The organism is Agrobacterium sp. LY4 (genome assembly GCF_001526585.1).
Classification (GTDB): domain Bacteria; phylum Pseudomonadota; class Alphaproteobacteria; order Rhizobiales; family Rhizobiaceae; genus Agrobacterium; species Agrobacterium leguminum.
The window spans coordinates 216272-234813 of sequence record NZ_ASYA01000052.1 but is presented as its reverse complement, the minus strand read 5'-3'; the positions used below and the strand labels follow the sequence as shown (position 1 = coordinate 234813).

At 58.5% G+C, this 18542-nt stretch carries 16 protein-coding genes, 1 tRNA gene and 1 pseudogene; 6 read left to right on the top strand and 12 right to left on the bottom strand.

Annotated features, from left to right (window positions below):
• Positions 1 to 42: 42 nt before the first annotated feature.
• The 3 genes from L904_RS24560 to L904_RS24550 are packed head-to-tail and all read left to right on the top strand — an operon-like array spanning position 43 to position 4074.
• Positions 43 to 1521, top strand: a complete 1479-nt coding sequence (locus tag L904_RS24560) for a lipopolysaccharide biosynthesis protein (protein WP_020811772.1) — start codon at positions 43 to 45, stop codon at positions 1519 to 1521.
• Positions 1514 to 2851: a polysaccharide pyruvyl transferase family protein gene (locus tag L904_RS24555; RefSeq protein WP_020811773.1), complete on the top strand. Its 1338-nt coding sequence runs from the start codon at positions 1514 to 1516 to the stop codon at positions 2849 to 2851. Before L904_RS24560 ends, L904_RS24555 begins: the two co-directional genes overlap by 8 nt.
• Entirely contained in the window at positions 2848 to 4074 is a 1227-nt protein-coding gene (locus L904_RS24550; RefSeq protein ID WP_035264340.1) for a glycosyltransferase family 4 protein, read from the top strand. Before L904_RS24555 ends, L904_RS24550 begins: the two co-directional genes overlap by 4 nt.
• Before the next feature lie 82 nt (positions 4075 to 4156).
• On the opposite strand, the gene L904_RS24545 is transcribed toward L904_RS24550, so the two are convergent.
• The 5 genes and pseudogenes from L904_RS24545 to L904_RS24525 all read right to left on the bottom strand — a co-directional run bounded on the left by L904_RS24545 (position 4157) and on the right by L904_RS24525 (position 6826).
• Positions 4157 to 4480 carry a BrnA antitoxin family protein gene (locus tag L904_RS24545; protein WP_020811774.1) on the bottom strand — a complete coding sequence of 108 codons (324 nt, stop codon included), beginning with the start codon at positions 4478 to 4480 and terminating at the stop codon, positions 4157 to 4159.
• Positions 4471 to 4725 carry a BrnT family toxin gene (locus tag L904_RS24540; protein WP_020811775.1) on the bottom strand — a complete coding sequence of 85 codons (255 nt, stop codon included), beginning with the start codon at positions 4723 to 4725 and terminating at the stop codon, positions 4471 to 4473. Before L904_RS24540 ends, L904_RS24545 begins: the two co-directional genes overlap by 10 nt.
• A 63-nt stretch (positions 4726 to 4788) precedes the next feature.
• Positions 4789 to 5579: pseudogene (locus L904_RS24535) on the bottom strand (metallophosphoesterase family protein).
• A 195-nt stretch (positions 5580 to 5774) separates the two neighbouring features.
• Positions 5775 to 6380: a transglutaminase-like cysteine peptidase gene (locus L904_RS24530; RefSeq protein ID WP_031234180.1), complete on the bottom strand. Its 606-nt coding sequence runs from the start codon at positions 6378 to 6380 to the stop codon at positions 5775 to 5777.
• 146 nt (positions 6381 to 6526) lie between these two features.
• Positions 6527 to 6826: a hypothetical protein gene (locus L904_RS24525; RefSeq protein WP_035264363.1), complete on the bottom strand. Its 300-nt coding sequence runs from the start codon at positions 6824 to 6826 to the stop codon at positions 6527 to 6529.
• A 348-nt stretch (positions 6827 to 7174) separates the two neighbouring features.
• Between L904_RS24525 and L904_RS24520 the strand changes: the two genes are divergently transcribed.
• Positions 7175 to 7732 carry an HNH endonuclease gene (locus L904_RS24520; protein ID WP_003585610.1) on the top strand — a complete coding sequence of 186 codons (558 nt, stop codon included), beginning with the start codon at positions 7175 to 7177 and terminating at the stop codon, positions 7730 to 7732.
• Positions 7733 to 7762: 30 nt separating this feature from the next.
• Here L904_RS24520 and L904_RS24515 read toward each other — a convergent pair whose 3' ends face one another.
• Entirely contained in the window at positions 7763 to 8278 is a 516-nt protein-coding gene (locus tag L904_RS24515) for a disulfide bond formation protein B (RefSeq protein ID WP_035264342.1), read from the bottom strand.
• A gap of 266 nt (positions 8279 to 8544) precedes the next feature.
• Positions 8545 to 8629 (bottom strand) — tRNA-Leu (locus L904_RS24510).
• A 295-nt stretch (positions 8630 to 8924) separates the two neighbouring features.
• On the opposite strand from L904_RS24510, the gene uppQ reads away from it, so the two are divergent.
• On the top strand, positions 8925 to 9560 hold the full coding sequence (gene uppQ, locus L904_RS24505) for a polysaccharide biosynthesis GNAT family N-acetyltransferase UppQ (RefSeq protein ID WP_020812124.1): 636 nt from the start codon (positions 8925 to 8927) through the stop codon (positions 9558 to 9560).
• Between the two features lie 54 nt (positions 9561 to 9614).
• Here uppQ and L904_RS24500 read toward each other — a convergent pair whose 3' ends face one another.
• From L904_RS24500 to secA, 5 genes are all read right to left on the bottom strand, one after another.
• The gene (locus L904_RS24500; protein ID WP_031234272.1) at positions 9615 to 10886 is read right to left on the bottom strand and encodes a GNAT family N-acetyltransferase; all 1272 of its coding nucleotides are present in this window, start codon (positions 10884 to 10886) and stop codon (positions 9615 to 9617) included.
• A gap of 8 nt (positions 10887 to 10894) precedes the next feature.
• Positions 10895 to 12310: a Wzx-type polysaccharide biosynthesis protein UppV gene (uppV, locus tag L904_RS24495; protein ID WP_059762683.1), complete on the bottom strand. Its 1416-nt coding sequence runs from the start codon at positions 12308 to 12310 to the stop codon at positions 10895 to 10897.
• Positions 12311 to 12367: 57 nt separating this feature from the next.
• Positions 12368 to 13570: a glucans biosynthesis protein MdoC gene (gene mdoC / locus L904_RS24490; protein WP_080707368.1), complete on the bottom strand. Its 1203-nt coding sequence runs from the start codon at positions 13568 to 13570 to the stop codon at positions 12368 to 12370.
• 81 nt (positions 13571 to 13651) lie between these two features.
• Positions 13652 to 14545 carry a DMT family transporter gene (locus L904_RS24485; protein WP_035264346.1) on the bottom strand — a complete coding sequence of 298 codons (894 nt, stop codon included), beginning with the start codon at positions 14543 to 14545 and terminating at the stop codon, positions 13652 to 13654.
• Between the two features lie 135 nt (positions 14546 to 14680).
• A complete protein-coding gene (secA, locus tag L904_RS24480; RefSeq protein WP_035264348.1) occupies positions 14681 to 17398 on the bottom strand; it encodes a preprotein translocase subunit SecA in 2718 nt (905 codons plus the stop codon).
• A gap of 242 nt (positions 17399 to 17640) precedes the next feature.
• Between secA and L904_RS24475 the strand changes: the two genes are divergently transcribed.
• Positions 17641 to 18504 carry a peptidylprolyl isomerase gene (locus L904_RS24475; RefSeq protein WP_035237262.1) on the top strand — a complete coding sequence of 288 codons (864 nt, stop codon included), beginning with the start codon at positions 17641 to 17643 and terminating at the stop codon, positions 18502 to 18504.
• Positions 18505 to 18542: the final 38 nt, after the last annotated feature.

Genomic DNA, 18542 nt, shown 5'->3' with positions numbered 1-18542 from the left:
GCATGTTGCGTCAACACGGCCGGCTTTACGGGTGGTGAATTGATGTCCGAAGCTACGTCGATAGGCAATGCTGCCCTGAAAGGCGTGTTCTGGTCCATCGTCCAGAACTGGGGCGGCAAGCTTTTCACCTCCATTCTCTTCATCGTTCTGGCCCGTTTCCTCAGTCCCACCGATTACGGCATGGTCGCCACCGCCGGGCTGGTGCTGATGCTGATCCAGATGGTGTCGGAGTTCGGATTCGCAGATGCGATCGTGCAGAAACGCAACCTGGAACCCGGCCACGTCAATCTGCCCTTTTATGCCTCGGTTGCGGTTGCAACGGTGCTGGCCATTGCCGTCTGCGTGTTCTCACCGGAACTGGAACGTTGGTTCGAGGTCGAAGGGCTGGCGCCGGTGATCGTGGCTATCTGCATATTGCTGCCGCTGAACACAGCCTCGATGTTTCAGGAGGTGAATTATCGCCGCGCACTGGCTTTCAAGCCGCTGGCGATCAGAACATTCATATCGAACATCGTCGGCGGCGGCGTGGCGATTGTTTTCGCGATCATGGGCATGGGCGTCTGGAGCCTCGTCGTGCAGACCTATGTCGCCACCATCGTCACACTGATCTGGCTCTGGCGAAAGCCGCACTGGCTGCCGGGCACCACTCTCAACCCCGGTACCTTCGTCGAACTGCTTCGCTTCGGTTCGTCGGCGCTCGGCCTTCGCATTGTCGATTTCGCGGCCACGCGCCTGATCGATTTCATGATCCTGGGGCGTTACGGGGTCGCGCTCTTTGGCCTCTACACCGTCGGCAGCCGCCTTTATCAACTTCTCATGCAATTGCTTCAGTCGGCACTTTATGACGTGTCGCTGACGGTGCTTTCGCGCGTCTCGCACGAGCGTGAACGCATGGCGGAACTTTACAAGCAGTTGATCGCAATATCCGCAATTGTCTCGACACCAGCCTTCGTGCTTTTTGCGGCATTGACGCCGGAGATTTGCCGCGTTTTGTTTGGGGCGCAGTGGCAAGGGGCAGATGAGATCGCGAGACCCCTGCTGCTTCTCGGTGCTTTACAATGTGTACAATTTCAAAACGGCCCGTTTCTCTCCGCACGCGGCAGCCCGAACAAGGTATTGATTGCCGGCGCCGTCAAATCGATTGCCACAATTCTGATGATTGTCTTCATACCGACAGACGGTATCGATGAACTCGTCATTGTTTACGTATTTGGCCAACTTGCTTCCACGCCCTTTACGTTCTTTTATGTTTCGCGCGAATTGGGCGTGTCGCTCCGAAGAATAATCTCTCTGCTTCTGCCGAGTTTTGCCACCAGCGGTCTCTGCTTTGTCATCGTTCAATGGATGCGCCCTGAAGTTTCCGTGCTGGGTTTAGGCGATTTCATGTCTGCAATACTGCTCGGATCTATTTTCGTCTTAACTTATTTTTTGCTCATAGCGCTGGTTGCCCGAACGCAGGCGCGGTCGGCTCTTCTTTTCGTCACGAGCAAGGTACTCCCACGGAAGGAAGTGAATGCGTAAGCTCATAAAAAAAATCATTCCCGCGCCGCTGCATCGTGAATGGGTGAAGTACAATGAACGCCGCAATCAGGATGTTACCATTCGTCACTTCTTTCACACGCTGCAGGAGCAAAAGCGACGTATAAAAAGACTACCCGGTGGGGATCATATAAATCGGGTTTTGATTGTCGCCTGCGATCCCTATTCCGTTTTTGGCTCTATCGGCGACGATGCCATGATCACCGCGACAGTTCAGCATGCTCGCGCAAGAAATCCTGATGTCGAAATCGATATATTGGTCGAGGGAACAGGTGCCGCGGACTTGGTTCGCCAGAGGGGATTTAATCCCGTCGATCTCTTTGGCGAAATTGATTTTTCCGGAGCACTTCTAAATCACTTTGAAGTGCGGCGATACGATTGCGTCGTGGTGGTTGGGGCGGATGTCATGGATGGATATTACCATCCGTTGGTCAGCGCAAAACTCTTGGCAAGTGCTGATTTGGCTGCGGTTGCCGGGATAAAAAATGTCATCCTCGGTTTCAGTTTCAATCAAGCGCCCCATCCCGCTCTGGCTATGTTTTATAGCGCCCTGCATCCTGACGTCTCGATTAATGTGCGCGATCCGGTTTCCCTCAGCCGCCTGCAATCTTTCGCCAGGACAAACGCGGTGCTGGTTGCCGATTCGGCGTTCAGCCTTGTTGCCTCAGAACCGGATGAAGATACCGTCTCCTGGATCAAACGGAAACGTGACGAGGGATACAGGGTGATGGGCTTCAACCTGCATCCCATGCTGTTCAAAAATGCTGACCGCAGCCAGGTCGATACCATCATCAAGCGTGGAGCTGAGGCATTGCACTTCGTGGCGGATGCACGACCCGTCTGCTGGTTGCTTATGCCGCATGATTACCGGGAGGGTTTCGGCGACCAACTTTGCCTTCAGGCGATTGCCGGGCAGGTTCCAGATTCGCTGGCAGATAGGGTTAGATATCTGAACGGCAAGTGGTCCGCGTCCGTTCTCAAGGGCATTGCAGCGCAACTGGATGGAATTGTCAGTGGGCGCATGCATCTCGCAATAGCAGGGCTGGGTAAAGGCGTTCCGGTCATATGTATCGCCTATCAGGGGAAATTCGAAGGGCTATACCAGCATTTCGCCCTATCTTCGTCGGAACTGCTCGCTCCCTCCGCCTTCTATAGCGATGACGGAATAAGGAATGCCTTGATGGAGTTCGTCGATAATGCTGATGACCTTCGCGAGCAGGTCAAGCGGAAATTGCCTGATGTTCTCAGCCTGTCAAAAAACAATTTTCAGATTTTCGAGTCCTTTCCAAAACAGAATCAATCGTTCTCATGAAAGTCGCTTTCGTCTCAGCCATTCCCGCCGTTCCTGCGTCCGAGGGTAATCGCAGCCGGATTCTCCAGCTGACGCGTGCCGTTCGCAGCCTGGGACATGAGGTGCATTTCGTCTATGTTGATACCCCGATTGCCGCCGATTTCGATCCGGTCGTGCATGAAGCGGAATTCGGTTCCGGACGCCTGCATTTCGTATCACGGCAGCGGAATCGTTTTAAAACACGGCTTATCGGGGATTTGGGTTTCGAAGCTGAAGTCATAGCGTTTCGAGCGATTCGAAAGGTCCACCGCCTTCTCGGTCACGACAGCGGTTTTCATAATCACCTCGACGAGTTCTATTATCCCGAAATTGGCCGGCAGGTTCGGGACCTTCAGCGCCGGCTTGGCATCGATGCCGTCATTGTCGAATATGCCTTTCATTCGCGGGCGTTCCTGGGGTTGTCGAAGGGTGTGCTGCGCATTCTCGATACCCATGATTCCTTCGCGGACCGACACAAGGCTTTCGTCAACACCGCGAACAAATATGGATACTGGTTCTCCGTTCCGCCGGCCGCGGAGAGCAGGGCTTTCCGCCGTGCGGATGTGGTGGTCGCCATTCAGGAGGAAGAGGAGCGGACGTTCAGGCAGCGGCTGGGGGCAGAGCCGCCGGTTGTTGCGACCGTCAGCCATATTCTCGATCTCGGTGGAAGAGTGGAAGACTTCACACCGAGCGACTTCTTGTTCCTCGGTTCCGGCAACGACGCCAACATCATTTCCCTGAAGGGGTTCGTGCAGAACGTCATGCCGCTGGTCAGGGCTGCCCAGCCGGATATTCGTCTGGTTCTGGCGGGCGGCATATGCGGCAAGATCGAAGACGGGGAAGGTATTCTCAAGCTCGGGCGCGTGGATAATTTGAAGGACGCCTTCGCGCGCGCGCCGCTCTCCATCAATCCCATAACGCTCGGAACAGGCATCAATATAAAACTGCTCGATGCCCTGGCTGCCGGTGTGCCGACGATCAGCACCCGCACAGGTGTGAGGGGACTTTCGGAGCGATACCGGCGCGGCGTGGTCATTGTGGAGGACAATGACCATCGGGCTTTCGCCGACGCGATCCTGCAGCTCGCTTCCAGCCGCGATCAGCGGCAGGAACTGGGAAACAGGGCGTTTGAGGACGCAATTGAATGGAATCGCCAGCAAATGGCGGTCCTCGATGATATTCTGAGCGGCAGGCAGGCTGGTTGAAACTAAACCCTCACGCCGCTATCGAGCCTTCTCTTGGTCGTGCGGTCTAACGCAGGCAGGGTGACTTTGGGCGTTCGAGTGGTCAGGGAAGACCGGATAGCTTTCTCAGGTCGCTATTGATGCGTGACTGCCAGCCCTTGCCCATGGCTTTGTAGTGCTCCACCAAATCAGGATCGAGACGGATCGTAACCGGCGTTTTCGGTGCATCCGCCTTTGGCCTGCCACGGCGCGCAATCTCCCGATCAATGCTCTTGGCAAGGTCAGGGAAAACCGCTCCGAACGGTTTGGCTTGCGCCATCTCTTTATCGGTGGCTTCGGGGGCGTCCGGATCGGACGCTATCATTTTCTGAATCTCCGCTTCTTCCTTATTGGTAAGCGGGCGTTTCGAAGAAAACTTTAAGGGCATGAGAGCCTCCTTTCCTTGGTGCTGGCTGGCCGCATGGAAATGACGGACAGGGCCTGCGAACCTAGCGGGCTGAACACCACCGCAATGATGATGCGACCCTGAAACTCACCTATAGCCATAAAGCGGTCTTCCTTGGCGGGAAGAACGATAGAGCTTGCAAAGAACTCTATCGTCAGATCGGCAAAATCGAGGCCATGCTTCTCGATATTCGTCAGCCGCTTCGTTTCGTCATAAGTGATTTTCATATTTTGTACGTACAATAAATTGGCGACATATACAAGATTTTTGTAAGTACAGAAATACCTGGGTTAGCCTATCAGGTGCAAACCCGCATCCGAAAGCCTGAGAACGGTAAGCCTGCCCGTGGTGAATGCACCCGTGTCGATGCCGATGCGTTGCGGGCCGGTTTCCGGCTCGGTTACCGGTGTGTGGCCGTGGATGACGACGAGGTCCAGCCCGGCCCCTTGCGACAGGAAGGGTTCCCGGATCCAGAGCATGTCCTCATCCGTCTGCGCCTCCAGCGGCAATCCCGGTCTCAAGCCGGCATGCACGAAAATATAGGGTCCTATCCGGGCGTAGATTGGCAGGCTGGATAAAAGCTGGCGGTGGGTCTGCGGAATTGCGCCGAGCAGGGCATCCCTGAATGGCTGCAGTCTCAGGCGGCCCTTTTGCAGGAAATAGTCGATATCGACGCCGTAGGATAAAAGCGTCTGGCGGCCACCGAAGTCCAGCCAGTGCATATTCTGCTGCGGATTTTCGAGAAAGTCATGGAAGAGCTGCTCATGGTTGCCGCAAAGCGCAATACGGCGCAGCGGCGCGGGCGGCGGCTGCAGCAAATGTTCGAGAACGCCACGGGAATCGCGCCCGCGATCGACATAGTCGCCGAGGAGAACGACCAGCGCGGGAGAAGGGTCGGGCCCCAGATCGGCAAGGATTTTCCGCTCCGCCTGCAACAGCAGGTCGAGGCTGCCATGCACGTCGCCAATGGCATAGATCGGGAAGGAAGCCGGCTTGTCGCCAGGTCAATTCTGCGCCGCCTCCGGTCGTCGCGAGAGGCTGGTTGTTTACGACCGTGAATCCAGTTGAGCACCTTGGGCATAGCTGGCGATACTGTCTCTCCCGCACAAGGTCAAGAGCGTTGAAGGCGGCTGTCGCATCGCCCGCCAAAGCTGCGTTGACGCGCCGATTCTGTGGGGAAAGAATACCCGCTTTGAGGGTCGAAAGATACGTTGCCTTAAACCGGCAACCGAAATGCCTGCCCTCCAAAAGGGCGGCTTCAGCCTGAAACCGTGTTCTAGAGTTTCAGCCAGACACGCGGGTCCTCGTGTGACTGAATCTTGATCCATTTCAGATCCACCGCTTTCCACGGCTTGACGACATTGGTGCGGTTATCCAGCACCAGATCGCCCTGGCTGGTGCTGACGACCAGAACGGCATGTCCTATGCCATCCGCCGTGCGGGCTGTGGCGATGCGCAGGGCGCCCGAAGGCCAGCCGGCGCGCAGGAGGCGTTGCCGCTTGGTCACCGCAAAATCTTCGCAGTCGCCGCTTGCCGGGTTCAGTTTCCAGTCGTCTTCGCCGTCCTGTTCGCCGACATAGCTTATCGAGGTGTTGATCTCGGCGTTGATGCGCTGGAGTTCCGTGCGCTTCTGCTTGCTCAGTTCCACCGTATCGCGGTCGCCAATCCGGAGGCACTGGTCAGCGGCGCTTTCACAGAATTTCGCAAAGGCAATGGGTGCGATGGTGGGACGGCTCGTGGTCATGAACTGGCCGGGCCGCGAGGCACCGGGCTTCTGGGCAAGGCCACCGAGCTGGACGGCCGATGCCGTTGTCGCAACGCTTGCCGCCACGCCGGCAGCGACGGCAAAAATCTTTGCCAGACGGATTGTTCTCTTCGCCATGTCCTTGCCCCTGCACAATTGTCTTGTCTTGTGCCTGGCAACATAGCGACCCATTCTTGCGGGCCGTTTAAGTCGATAGATTGCATTTTAATGAAATCTAATTTTGTTGCAGCGCGCTGAAAACAGCCGGAAAACCGGGCTCGCGCTCACCTGCAGCGAGTTCGCCCCTCGGTGTCGACAATACAGGTCTGCTGCGGGACAGCCCGCCTGAGTTCACGCCGGGTCTCGGGGGAGGCGCGGTTTGCCGGCGGCCGGTCGTAATTCCGGTAAACCTCGAAATTCCGCCCGCCAATCGTTCCCTGCGCCCCGCCGCGGCCATCCGGCGTCACTTCGAAATTCTGATATTGCTGGGCATGGGCGCCCACGGAGAGGCAGATGAGGGCGGTCAGGACGCCGACCACCAGGCCGCCCCGCAATGCTGCCGCTTGCTGCCTGCCCAACCTCATGACCGTTCCTCCATTGACGGAAATGATGAATGCCGCCGCCGCACATTTGCCATGCCCGGCGCGCATTGATTTTCCAGTCGTCCGTCGGGGGTAATCATATCACCGATAGTGCATCCGGTGTGAGAAGGATTTGTGCCTGGCAAAGGCCCGAATCGCCTCCTGCCGCATCGGCCAGCGGTGTCACAACGCCAGGAGGTGTCACCGTGCCGTTCGATCGTCAGGAATGCGAAAAAGGCCACTTTACGGCTCAAAAATTAAGCTCTTCGCCGCTGCATTTATAGGCTTCACAATCCTGTAACAACGGACCTAATATACAAGTGCAGATGCCGAATCGCTCAGGAGAAGCCCTTGACGATTGCAGTTTCACCACAGGCCCTGCCGGCGCTCGTTCTGAACGCAGACTACAGGCCACTGAGTTATTATCCCTTGTCGTTATGGTCCTGGCAGGACGCGATCAAGGCCGTCTTTCTAGACCGTGTGAACATCATTGCAGAATATGATCACGCGGTGTCGTCCCCCAGCTTTTCCATGCGGCTGCCGAGTGTCGTCAGCCTCAAGACCTATGTGCAGCCCACCCGCAACCCCGCCTTCACCCGCTTCAACGTTTTCCTTCGGGACAAGTTCGAATGCCAGTATTGCGGCACGCGGGACGAATTGACCTTCGACCATGTGATTCCCCGCGCGCATGGCGGTGAAACCACCTGGCACAATGTCGTTGCGGCGTGCTCTCCCTGCAACCTTAAAAAAGGCAGCAAGCTTCCCAAGCAGGCAGGCATGTTCCCGGCTCAGAAGCCCTTCCAGCCGACGGTTCAGGATTTGCACAATAACGGGCGGCTGTTCCCGCCCAATTATCTGCACGAAAGCTGGATGGACTATCTTTACTGGGATACCGAACTGCAGCCCTGATCTTTCGAGGACTGCAACGCGGTTTTCCGCTTACCGGCTTTTACGGCTCGCGCCAAAAAAGGCGACTGCCGCAAGTGCAACGCTTGCGATGACATTCCAGCCCGCGAAGGAAAGGCCGAGCACCCGCAAAGCGGCGTCGTTGCAGGAAGGCGCCTTGATAGCGTTCAGATTGCCCAGCAGATCGCCGGCATTGGTGGTGATGGAAGGCGCCCCGGTGGCGCAGGTGATCGGCCCTTCCCAGAAACCCCATTCCACACCGGCATGATAAACGCCGAGCCCGGCGCCGATCAGCATCGCCACGCCGATAAGGGCAAGAAGCAGCCGGGTGATCTGAACCGGCAATTTGAAGATGCTGGTCGCAATGGCCAATATGCCCAGCGGAATGGCGTAATAGTAGGGATCGCGCTGCAGCAGGCACAGCGCGCAGGGCGTATAACCGCCAATATGCTGGAAACCGAGGGCGGAGCCGACGGTGAAGATCATTCCCGCCGTAACGCCGAGAGCGGCGAGCGTGCGGCTATTGTCGGCGGTGGTCGCATTGGCCATGTTGTTTTCCTCAAACTTCGCGAAGAAGCAGATATCCCGGACGGGCTTTCAAAAAGGCGGGCGTGATGGCGAAATTAAGTCGCCAGTCCTCACGGGGTGTAACGGGATTCGTCTAATCGAGTCCGCCGCATCTGGCAAATGAAAGCCCGGTAATACTCGGGAGCGCGCAAGCAAAGTTTCGTGAGCTTGTCGGCGGCTTGAAGCCATTGGAGAATTCACTGGCCCGTGCGGGGCAAAGCCTAGAGAAATCAATGCGCTTTTGGAAATGGTACCCCAAGCCGGGATCGAACCAGCACTCCTTTCGGAACCGCATTTTGAGTGCGGCGCGTCTACCAATTCCGCCATTGGGGCAACGGTGGTAATGCCACGGCGTCTATCATGGTCAAGGCCATACGTGCAACCCCAAAGCTGACTTATCCTTTTGAATTGCGCGTGTTTGCGCGCGCGGTTTGCCGTCTTTGCCGGGCCGCCGATCAAAATGTTGCGGAGGGTGGCTGTGCCGGATCGCGACACCTGCAGTTGCGGCATTAGGGTAATATTAGGGACCTCTAATAAATTAGAATATACGCAATTACTAATTGAATTATGATGTCAGCGTGGAGTTTCCACGCGGGGCGGGAATGGCCAAACTCATAGGGAGGAAATTATGAGGGCTTTTTCTCGCAATTTATTACTGTCCGCCTGCCTGATCCTGCCGATCAACGCCCATGCGCTGGATATCGGGATCGGTGGCGAGAATGGGGTTAACGCCAGTGTTGGCGACAATGGCAGCGGTGGGCTCGGGGTCGATGCCTCCGTTGGCGGCAGCAGTGGCGTTAACGCCAGTGCGGATGTCGGCGGCAGGAGCGGCGGCGGGCTGGGTGCGGATGTCAACGCATCGGTCGGCGGCAGCAATGGGGTCAATGCGGATGTCAATGCATCCGTCGGCGGTTCCAGCGGCGTCAATGCCGGTGTGAACGCTTCCGTTGGCGGCTCGGATGGCATCAATGCCAATGTCGGGGCCAATGTGGGCGGCTCGAGCGGTGTCGGTCTCGGCGTCGGCGTCGGTATCGGCGGCTCCGGTTCGACCGGCACACCCGGAAATCCCGGCGGCAGCACCACCGGTCCCGGCGGCTCGGGCACGGTGTCTCCCGGCGCGATGCGCAATGCCCTGCAAGCCTACAACGATATGTCGCGGACCGAGCAGATCAAGCTCGCCCGCCGTTGTGTCGATATTCTGGGCGGCGGATACGATGCGGCGCTGACGCAATTGTGCAAGATGATCCGGACGGCTTCGCGCTGAAGCAGGCTTTGCCCGTGTCAGAAACTTCGAAGGGCGCCACCGGCTCCCTTCGGATCAATTGCCCTTGCGTCCGAAAGACAGGATCTTCTGCCGCAGGCTGCGGGCGAGGTTGCGGGTGTTGCGGTACATGTCCACCTGCGTGGAAACCTGCCGCACGTCCCGGTCGCTGTTCTGGGCAAGCCCGACGACCAGCGTGCCCATTTCCTGACGCTCCTGCCAGAAACGGCTCATGATCGGATGATCGGGCACGGCGCAGCTGTCGCTGCGCAGAATATTGGCGTCATCCAGATGCCAGTCGGTCAATTTCTGCACCAGCAGCTTGCCGGGAGAAAATTGCGCATAGCTCTCGTCGAAAGCGGTCTTCCACGTATAGGCCTCGCCCGCCGTGATGAAGACGACCATGGAGGCGATGGCGCTGCCATTGAGATCGATGGTGTGGATACGCACCGCATCCGCTTCGGCCAGATTGGTGATCGCCTCGCGGGCGAAGGCGGCGCGATAACGGTCGTTGACCAGCGCGGTGCGCTTGCGGCCTTTCCAGCCGCTCGCCTCCAGCGCCAGAAACTCCTCCATGCGGTAACGCACGTCCGCTGGCTGCCGGGTAACGGTATAGGAGAGGGGCCCAAGTTTTTCGAGCTGACGCCACTGCCTGTTCATTTCGCGCAAATGGTGCGGCGCAAGGGCGTTTCGCAGATACGCCTTGCCATCGAGAAGGCTTTCCAGCATCGGCCGGTAATAATTGCCCGTCGTCGTCACCGGCAGGTTGCGGCTGAGCGCGATGGCTTTGAACATGCGGGCAAACGGCCCTTCCAGCCGGACATCCGGCAGAACCAGAACATTCGGCAGACGCATGTTGCTGTCGGAAAGCGCGTCGAAAAGATTGTCGAGGGTTTCGGCAGCGCCTTCGGTGTCGACCAGCGGCGTGCCGAGCGGCCCGAATGGATTGGCCCAGACGCGAATGATGGAGGGACCGATGGAAAAGCCCGGCTTTTCCACGGTGAAGGGCATCAGGAAGCGCATGCGGCTTCTGGCGCCATTCTCATCGCGAATGAGAGCGAAGCGCACGGACTTGTCCTCGATGCGCGGCATGGCGGGCGCGAGAAGCCTTCCGGTGAAGAAGACATTCGCCTCCATGACGCGGTTGGACAGAAAGTCGAGTTCTTCCTGCATCTCATAACCGAGCTGACCCGGATAGATGCAGAATTCCCTGCCATCGCGGCCCACGCGTCGGCTGCTGTCGGCCACGGGGCGGTCACGCTCCGCAGACGCCATCAGTGCCGCGATGCGCGGGTCCTGAAAATCCGGATTCTTTGGATCGCTGGACATGCTTATCGTTACACCGCCTTCCCAGTGTTTTGACCCGCCCGGGGATCGTTGAAGGCAAAAAGGACGATCCCGAGTGTGCGGCGAATGGCAATATGCAATAGCACAGCTTCTATGCACATGGCTATCGCCACCGCTGCCGCGGCCCCTGCCAGACCATAGACCGGAATGAGCGCCATGTTGAGTGCAATGTTGCAACCGAAGATAATAATATAAAGGACGACGCACAATTTTTGTTTGCCGGCCATGTTCAGCAATGTTTCCCCCGGGCCGATCAGCGCCTTGGCGAGGAAACCGGCAAAAAGGAAGAACATCAGCTCATAACCCTGAACGAAGCCGGGACCGAACAGCGACAGCAGGAACGGGCCGGCCAGAAGCACCACGCTGCCGACGGCGAGCGACGGCCAGAAGGCCCAGCGCGCGGCCTGGCTGGCGAAACCGGCGAGCCCCTGCCGGTCATTGGCCGACATGAGGGCGGCCAGGCGCGGGGCGGCGGCTGCCTGCACCGAGAAAAACACGAATTGCATCAGCACGATGGTCTTTGCCGCGGCAAAATAGATGCCGACCTGATCCGGCGGCAGATAGAGCCCGACGATCACCACATCGGAATTGGTCATCAGAAAACCGATGCCGTCGATCAGGAACATCGGGAAGGCGAACCTTATCCAGTGGCGGAAATGCACCCTGCGGGCCGTGCTGCGGAAATGCCGGTTGAGCCGACGGTTCATGAAGGCGAAATGGAAAAGCGTGGTGACATAGGTGGCAAGAAGGGCCGTCAGCATGGCCGTCGTTGCGGTTTTTTCCGCGCCGAGACCGATTGCCACCAGCATGAACAGCAGGATCAGCACCGGGCGAACGATATAGGTGGGGCTGAGTGCGGAGACCGCCCAGCCATTGGCGCGCGCGGTGCCGTTCAGCACATCGCCCAGCGCCACCATCGGCAGGGTGAAAAGCGCCAGCGACACGGGAATGAGATAATAGGAGGCGATGCGTTCGCCGAAGAAATACAGGAAAACAAAACCGAAAATCGCAAGCGCGCTGGCGGAAAGCATGGCGAAGACACGCGCCGTCGAGGTCAGCCCCATGATCTTGTCATGGGCATCTTCCAGACGATAGCCGGGTAAAAAGCGGATGACGGTCGTGTGAAAACCGAGACAGGAAAGATTGCCGAACAGGATCACCAGAACCCAGACAAAGGCGAACAGACCATATTCGAATTCGCCCATCAGGCGGGCAAGAATGATCTGGGAAATGAAGGCGATACCGGCGCTGACAATACGCACCGCAAACGCAACCAGCGCCATGCGCTGCGCGCGGGAGACCTCATCCCCGCCGGAAAGAACAACGGCGACTTTCGCTACCAGCGGCGAAAGCTTCGCGCGCAGGCCTGCGGGTAAGGCTTTTTCCGCCGTGTTGAGGATAGCCATGATCCACACGCCATCATTTCCAGTTGAATAGGCAGGCCGATCATACGCGCTTCATCCTTAACGAAGGGTTTGGGACGCGCCGGCCTGTGTGCCAATATCGTCCGCCACGCGTGGCTTGCGAATGCCGTTGAACAGGAAAAGGGCGAGCGGGCTGAGGCGTATCGCCTGATGCAGCATATAGGCCGCCGCCGTGGTGGCCACGACGATGATGGTAAACTCCAGGACGGGCGGCAGCGCAATGAGGATGAACAGCGTTCCGAAGGCGTAGATCAGCGGATGGTGAAACAGGTAGATGGTGAAGGACGCATCCGTCATGCGTCTGGCAAGCCGGTTCGGCCTGTCGAAATAGCGGCAGGCGAGGTCGATCAACAGACGGCTTGCCGTCACCGCCGCAATTGCCGACACCAGCACCAGCAGGGCCGAATTCGAAAAGGGATATTGCAGGCGCAGGGTCACCGCCGTGGCGATGGTGCCCGCCGCGATGACGCCGGTGAGAAGGCCTGTCTGGCGAAAGCGGTGAAAGAGGGCGCGGTCACGGTGCAGCAGCGCGCCGATGAGGAAGAATGGCAGGTAACGCGCATAGGGATCGGAAGCGCGTTCATAGAGAAGAAAGAGGCCGCTTCCGCTCTTTGCCGCAAGCTGGCCGGATCCGTAGATCATCAATTCCCACACAACAGGTACGAGGCAGAGCATTGCGAAAAACAGGGTGGTATGCCGCTGCCGCAGGGTGGTGAACCAATCTTTCACATAGGCCAATGGCGGACGTTCCGCGAGAAACAGCAGGACGATAAGCAGGATCGAATAGAAGATAAGGGCCGGCAGGAACCATAGATGCATGATCCACTGTTCGCTCGGACGCAGCAGGCCGGGCAGGCTCTCAAGCAGTCGGTCGGCCGGAATATCGCCTTTGGCGACGCCGGCCAGTTGCAGTAGGAAAAGCTGCAACGGCCCGAGCAGAAGAATGGCGACGATGAAGGGGACGCCGAGGCGCAGGAAACGCTGCCTCAGCCAGCGCATCTTGCCCTTCTTGCCGATGACCATGGTGGAGAAATAGCCGGCCACCAGAAAGAATGCCGGCATGCGGAAGGTGACGAGTGCGGCACCCAGCGCGCTCAGAAACGGGCTGGTGTCGAAATCCTTGATGTCCCATGGCAGGGCATGGCTGTAGAGGAGGGAGGCATGATAGGGAATGCCAAGCAGCATGAGGAGTGCCCTTAACGGGTCCCAGTAATGCTCGTAGTCAGATTTGCCCGGTTGCATTTTTCCCTCGCGCCGCAAGCGCGATCCCGTGTGATCAGCAATGACCAGCACGACTATTGGTGGAAAACGCTAATAAACCCTTCACGCCCCGGAGGGTGTGGGCGGAGCCTTTTTTCTGGGCATGAGATCGAGGACCAGCGCACAGCCCAGAATGATGATGCCGGCGCCGAAAAGCTGGGGAAGCGAAAGCGGCTCATCCAGCACCAGCGCGCCGACGAGGACCGCAACGACGGTCACGGCGAATTCCACGCTGATCGCCCTGGTTGCGCCGATCGAGGAGACAAGCTTGAAATAGGTGATGTAAGTGAGGCCGCTCATGACCACCGCCTGCACCAGAAGATAACCGTAATCGATGAGATCAGGCGTTCTCGGCAATGGGACCGCGAAGAGAAGCGGCAGGGTCATCAGGCCGCCTGTCAGGAATGAGCCTATGGTGATTTCCCAGGAACCCACGCCCTTCAGGTGGCGGCTGGCAAAATTACTGCCATAGGCCGCGCAGATGCACGCAGCGACGGCGGCGGCGCAGCCGATGATGAAACCGGTTGTAACGGGAACGGCGGGAAAGCCGACAAGCAGGACGATGCCGGCAAGACCGATGACGAGACCGGCAATGCCCTGACGCGTCAGACGCTCGATACCCCAGACCTGCGCGATGAGCATGGAAAAGAGCGGGATGGTGGCCACCAATATGGCGGCCATGGCGGTGCCGACCAGCGGCGTCGCATAGGAGAGGCCGATCAACTGTCCCGCGACCGTTGTTGCGCCGACGACTGCAAAGGCGCGCCAGCTCGCGGAAAATGCAAGCTTTCGGCGCACCGCAATCGCGATCAGAAACAGGGTAATGGCGGTGACCAGCGAGCGGAGCGTGACCGCACCGATCCAGCCGAAGGCCTCCACGACATGCAAAAGCAGCAGGAAGGACATTCCCCACGCGAGTGCGAGAAAAACATAAGCGGCAAAGTCGCGAGGGGACATGAAAGCGTTTTCCGGAAGACGATCCGGCTCCCATATTGGAAATTGCCGATATCCGTCAACAGCGATCGAGGGGTGTAACGAAAATCGCCCGCAACCGAAGGTGCGGGCGATTTCGTTTGTCTGTCAGGAACTGCCTCAGGCCTGTTCGTAAACGCCGTGGCAGTGCTTGTATTTCTTGCCGGAGCCGCAGGGGCACATTTCGTTGCGGCCGATACGACCCCAAGTGGCGGGGTTTTCCGGATCGCGATCCTCGGCCGGCACGAAGGCGGCGGGCGCGGCCTGCTGGCCCTGCGCCATTTCGTCTTCGCCCGTATTGGGGTCGAGATGATGCGCCGTCATTTCCGGCAGTTCCGGCTGCTGCGGTTCCTGCTGCACCAGTTCCACGCGCATCAGCTGGGCGGTAACGGCCTCGCGCAGATTGGCGAGCAGCGCCTGGAACAGTTCGAAAGCTTCCGCCTTGTATTCCTGCAGCGGGTCGCGCTGGGCATAACCGCGGAAACCGACGACCGAGCGGAGATGGTCGAGGTTGACGATATGTTCGCGCCACAGATGGTCGATCGTCTGGAGAATGACCGAGCGTTCCACATAGGTCATGATCTCGGGGCCGAAACGTTCCGCGCGCTCGGCGGCGTATTTGTCGGCGGCCTCGGTAACACGCTGGAGAATATCGTCCTCGGCGATGCCTTCCTCCTTAGCCCATTCCTCCACCGGCAGGTCGAGGTTGAGGAACTGGGCGATGCCGGCCTTCAGGCCTGCAATATCCCACTGTTCGGCATAGGCATTTTCCGGAATATGCTTGGTGACGAGCGTTTCGATCACTTCATGGCGCATATCGGCTGCGGTTTCACCGATATTGTCGGATTCCATCAGCTCGAGACGCTGCTCGAAGATCACCTTGCGCTGGTCGTTCAGCACGTCGTCATATTTCAGAAGGTTCTTGCGGGTCTCGAAGTTGCGGGCTTCGACCTTCTTCTGGGCGCGTTCCAGCGCCTTGTTGATCCACGGATGGACGATTGCCTCGCCTTCCTTCAGGCCGAGCTTCTGCAGCATCGAGTCCATGCGCTCGGAACCGAAGATGCGCATCAGGTCATCCTGAAGCGAGAGGTAGAATTTCGAACGGCCCGGGTCGCCCTGACGGCCGGAACGGCCACGCAGCTGGTTGTCGATGCGTCGGCTTTCGTGGCGCTCGGTGGCGATGACGTAAAGACCGCCGGCGGCAAGCGCCTTTTCCTTCAGCACCTTGATCTCGGCGCGGATTGCCTCTTCCTTCGCATCAAGCTCGGGACCCGGCTCCATGCCTTCGAGCTCGCGCTCAAGCCGCATGTCGACGTTGCCGCCGAGCTGGATGTCGGTACCGCGGCCGGCCATGTTGGTGGCGATGGTCACGGCGCCGGGAACGCCGGCCTGCGAAACGATATAGGCTTCCTGCTCGTGATAACGGGCGTTCAGGACCTGGAAATCGGAGAAGCCGGACTGACGCAGGAGATGCGCCAGAAGCTCGGATTTTTCGATGGAGGTCGTACCCACCAGAACCGGCTGGCCGCGTTCATGCGCCGCCTTGATCTCGGTGATGATCGCCTGGAACTTCTCCTCGCCGGTGCGGTAAACCTCGTCGTCCTCGTCGATACGCTGGATCGGCAGGTTGGTCGGCACTTCGATGACGTCGAGGCCGTAGATGTTGCCGAATTCTTCCGCTTCCGTCGCTGCCGTACCGGTCATGCCGGCCAGCTTTTCGTACATGCGGAAATAATTCTGGAAGGTGACGGAGGAAAGCGTCTGGTTTTCCGGCTGGATCTGCACCTTTTCCTTGGCTTCGAGAGCCTGATGCTGACCTTCGGAATAACGGCGGCCCGGCATCATGCGGCCGGTGAACTCGTCGATGATGACGATTTCGTCGTTACGGACGATATAGTCCTTGTCGCGGGTGAAGAGCTTGTGGGCCTTCAGCGCATTGTTGATGTGATGGACGATGGCGACGTTTTCGACGTCGTAAAGCGATTCGCCCTTCAGGAGGCCCGCCTGACGCAGCAGGTTCTCGAGCTTCTCGGTGCCGTCTTCGGAGAAGTTGGCCGAGCGCTGCTTTTCATCGATTTCGTAATCTTCCGGCGTCAGCAGCGGAATGAAGGCGTCGATGGTGTTGTAAAGGTCGGAACGGTCGTCCAGCGGGCCGGAAATGATGAGCGGCGTGCGCGCCTCGTCGACCAGGATCGAGTCGACTTCGTCGACGATCGCGTAGTTGTGGCCGCGCTGAACCATCTGGGCGCGGTCATATTTCATGTTGTCGCGCAGATAATCGAACCCGAGTTCGTTATTCGTGGCGTAGGTGATGTCGCAGGCATAGGCCTCGCGGCGCTGGTCGTCGTCCAGCCCGTGGACGATCACGCCGGTCGTCAGGCCGAGGAAGCCATAGAGCCTGCTCATCGTGGCCGCGTCGCGCTTGGCGAGATAGTCGTTGACGGTGACGACATGCACGCCCTTGCCGGCAAGGGCGTTGAGGTAGACCGCAAGGGTCGCCACCAGCGTCTTGCCTTCACCGGTCTTCATTTCGGCGATGGCGCCGCCATGCAGAATCATGCCGCCGGTCAGCTGCACGTCGAAGGGGCGCATATGCAGAACGCGGCGCGACGCTTCGCGGGCGACGGCGAAAGCCGGGATCAGCAGGTCGTCCAGCGTCTTGCCATCGGCAAGCTGCTGGCGGAACTCGGCGGTCTTGGCCGCCAGCGCTTCGTTGGAGAGCGCCTTGGTGGCTTCTTCCAGCGCATTGATGGCTGCGATCTTGCTTTTATAGGAGCGGACGCGGCGGTCATTTGCCGAACCGAACAACTTGCGGGCTATTCCGCCGAGACTGACCATCTTACTGGCCCTTTCTGAAATTCCGTTTTGCCGGGCGCTTTTCTCCGTCACGCCGATTTCAGCATAAATGACGGACTTCGCCCTTCAACGTATCTGGACGCGAGGTTGCGTGACAGATAAGAGGGGGGGCAAATGATGTCAACGGTTCTGCCCGTTACAGAATGGCCACAATCCGGTGTTTGGAAGTTTTTTCAGAGCCGGAAACCATGTCTGGAGCCGGCATTGTCCCCGAAAGGTTCAAAATGTTGCGCTATAATAAAATTGCGGCTGCGGTGATTGTGGCCACGCTCGGCCTCCAGCTTCCGGCTTTCGCACAGGAAGACAAGGTTGTCGCCAAGGTCGGCGATCTGGAAATCCACCAGTCCGAACTCGACCTCGCCATGAGCAACCTCGACCCGCAGCTCGCGCAGCTTCCCGATGAGCAGAAGAAGGTTGCAGCCCTTTCCGGCGCGATCGACGTCAAGCTTCTGGTGAAGAACGCCAGCGCCGAAGGTCTGGAAAAGACTGAAGATTTCAAGAAGCGCATGGAATTCATCCAGGACCGTGAGCTGCACAACGCCTATTTCCGCAAGCACGTGGTCGATGCCGTTACCGCTGACGAAGTAAAGGCCCGCTACGACAAGGAAGTCGCAGCCCTGCCGCAGGAAGAGGAAATCAAGGCCGCGCACATTCTCGTCGCCAGCGAGGATGAAGCCAAGGACATCATCAAGCAGCTTGATTCGGGCAAGGATTTCGCAGCGCTCGCAAAGGAAAAGTCCACCGATTCCAACAAGGATGACGGCGGCGATCTCGGCTGGTTCGGCAAGGGCCGCATGGTGCCGGAATTCGAAGAAGCCGCTTTCGGTCTCGAAAAGGGCGCCTACACCAAGGCTCCGGTGAAGACCCAGTTCGGCTTCCACGTCATCAAGCTGGAAGACAAGCGCATCGCACCGCCGCCGGCTTTCGAGCAGGTCGAGCCGCAGGTTCGTCAGCTTGTCATGCGTGACAAGTACGTTGCCCTCATCGAGAAGGCAAAGGCCGACCAGAAGATCGAAATCATGGATGAGACGCTGAAGAAGGGCTACGACGAAGCCACGAAGGAACAGCAGGCTCAGCCGCAGCAGTAAAAATTCAGGTTATGGGGCGGCTATGGGCCGCCCCGTTT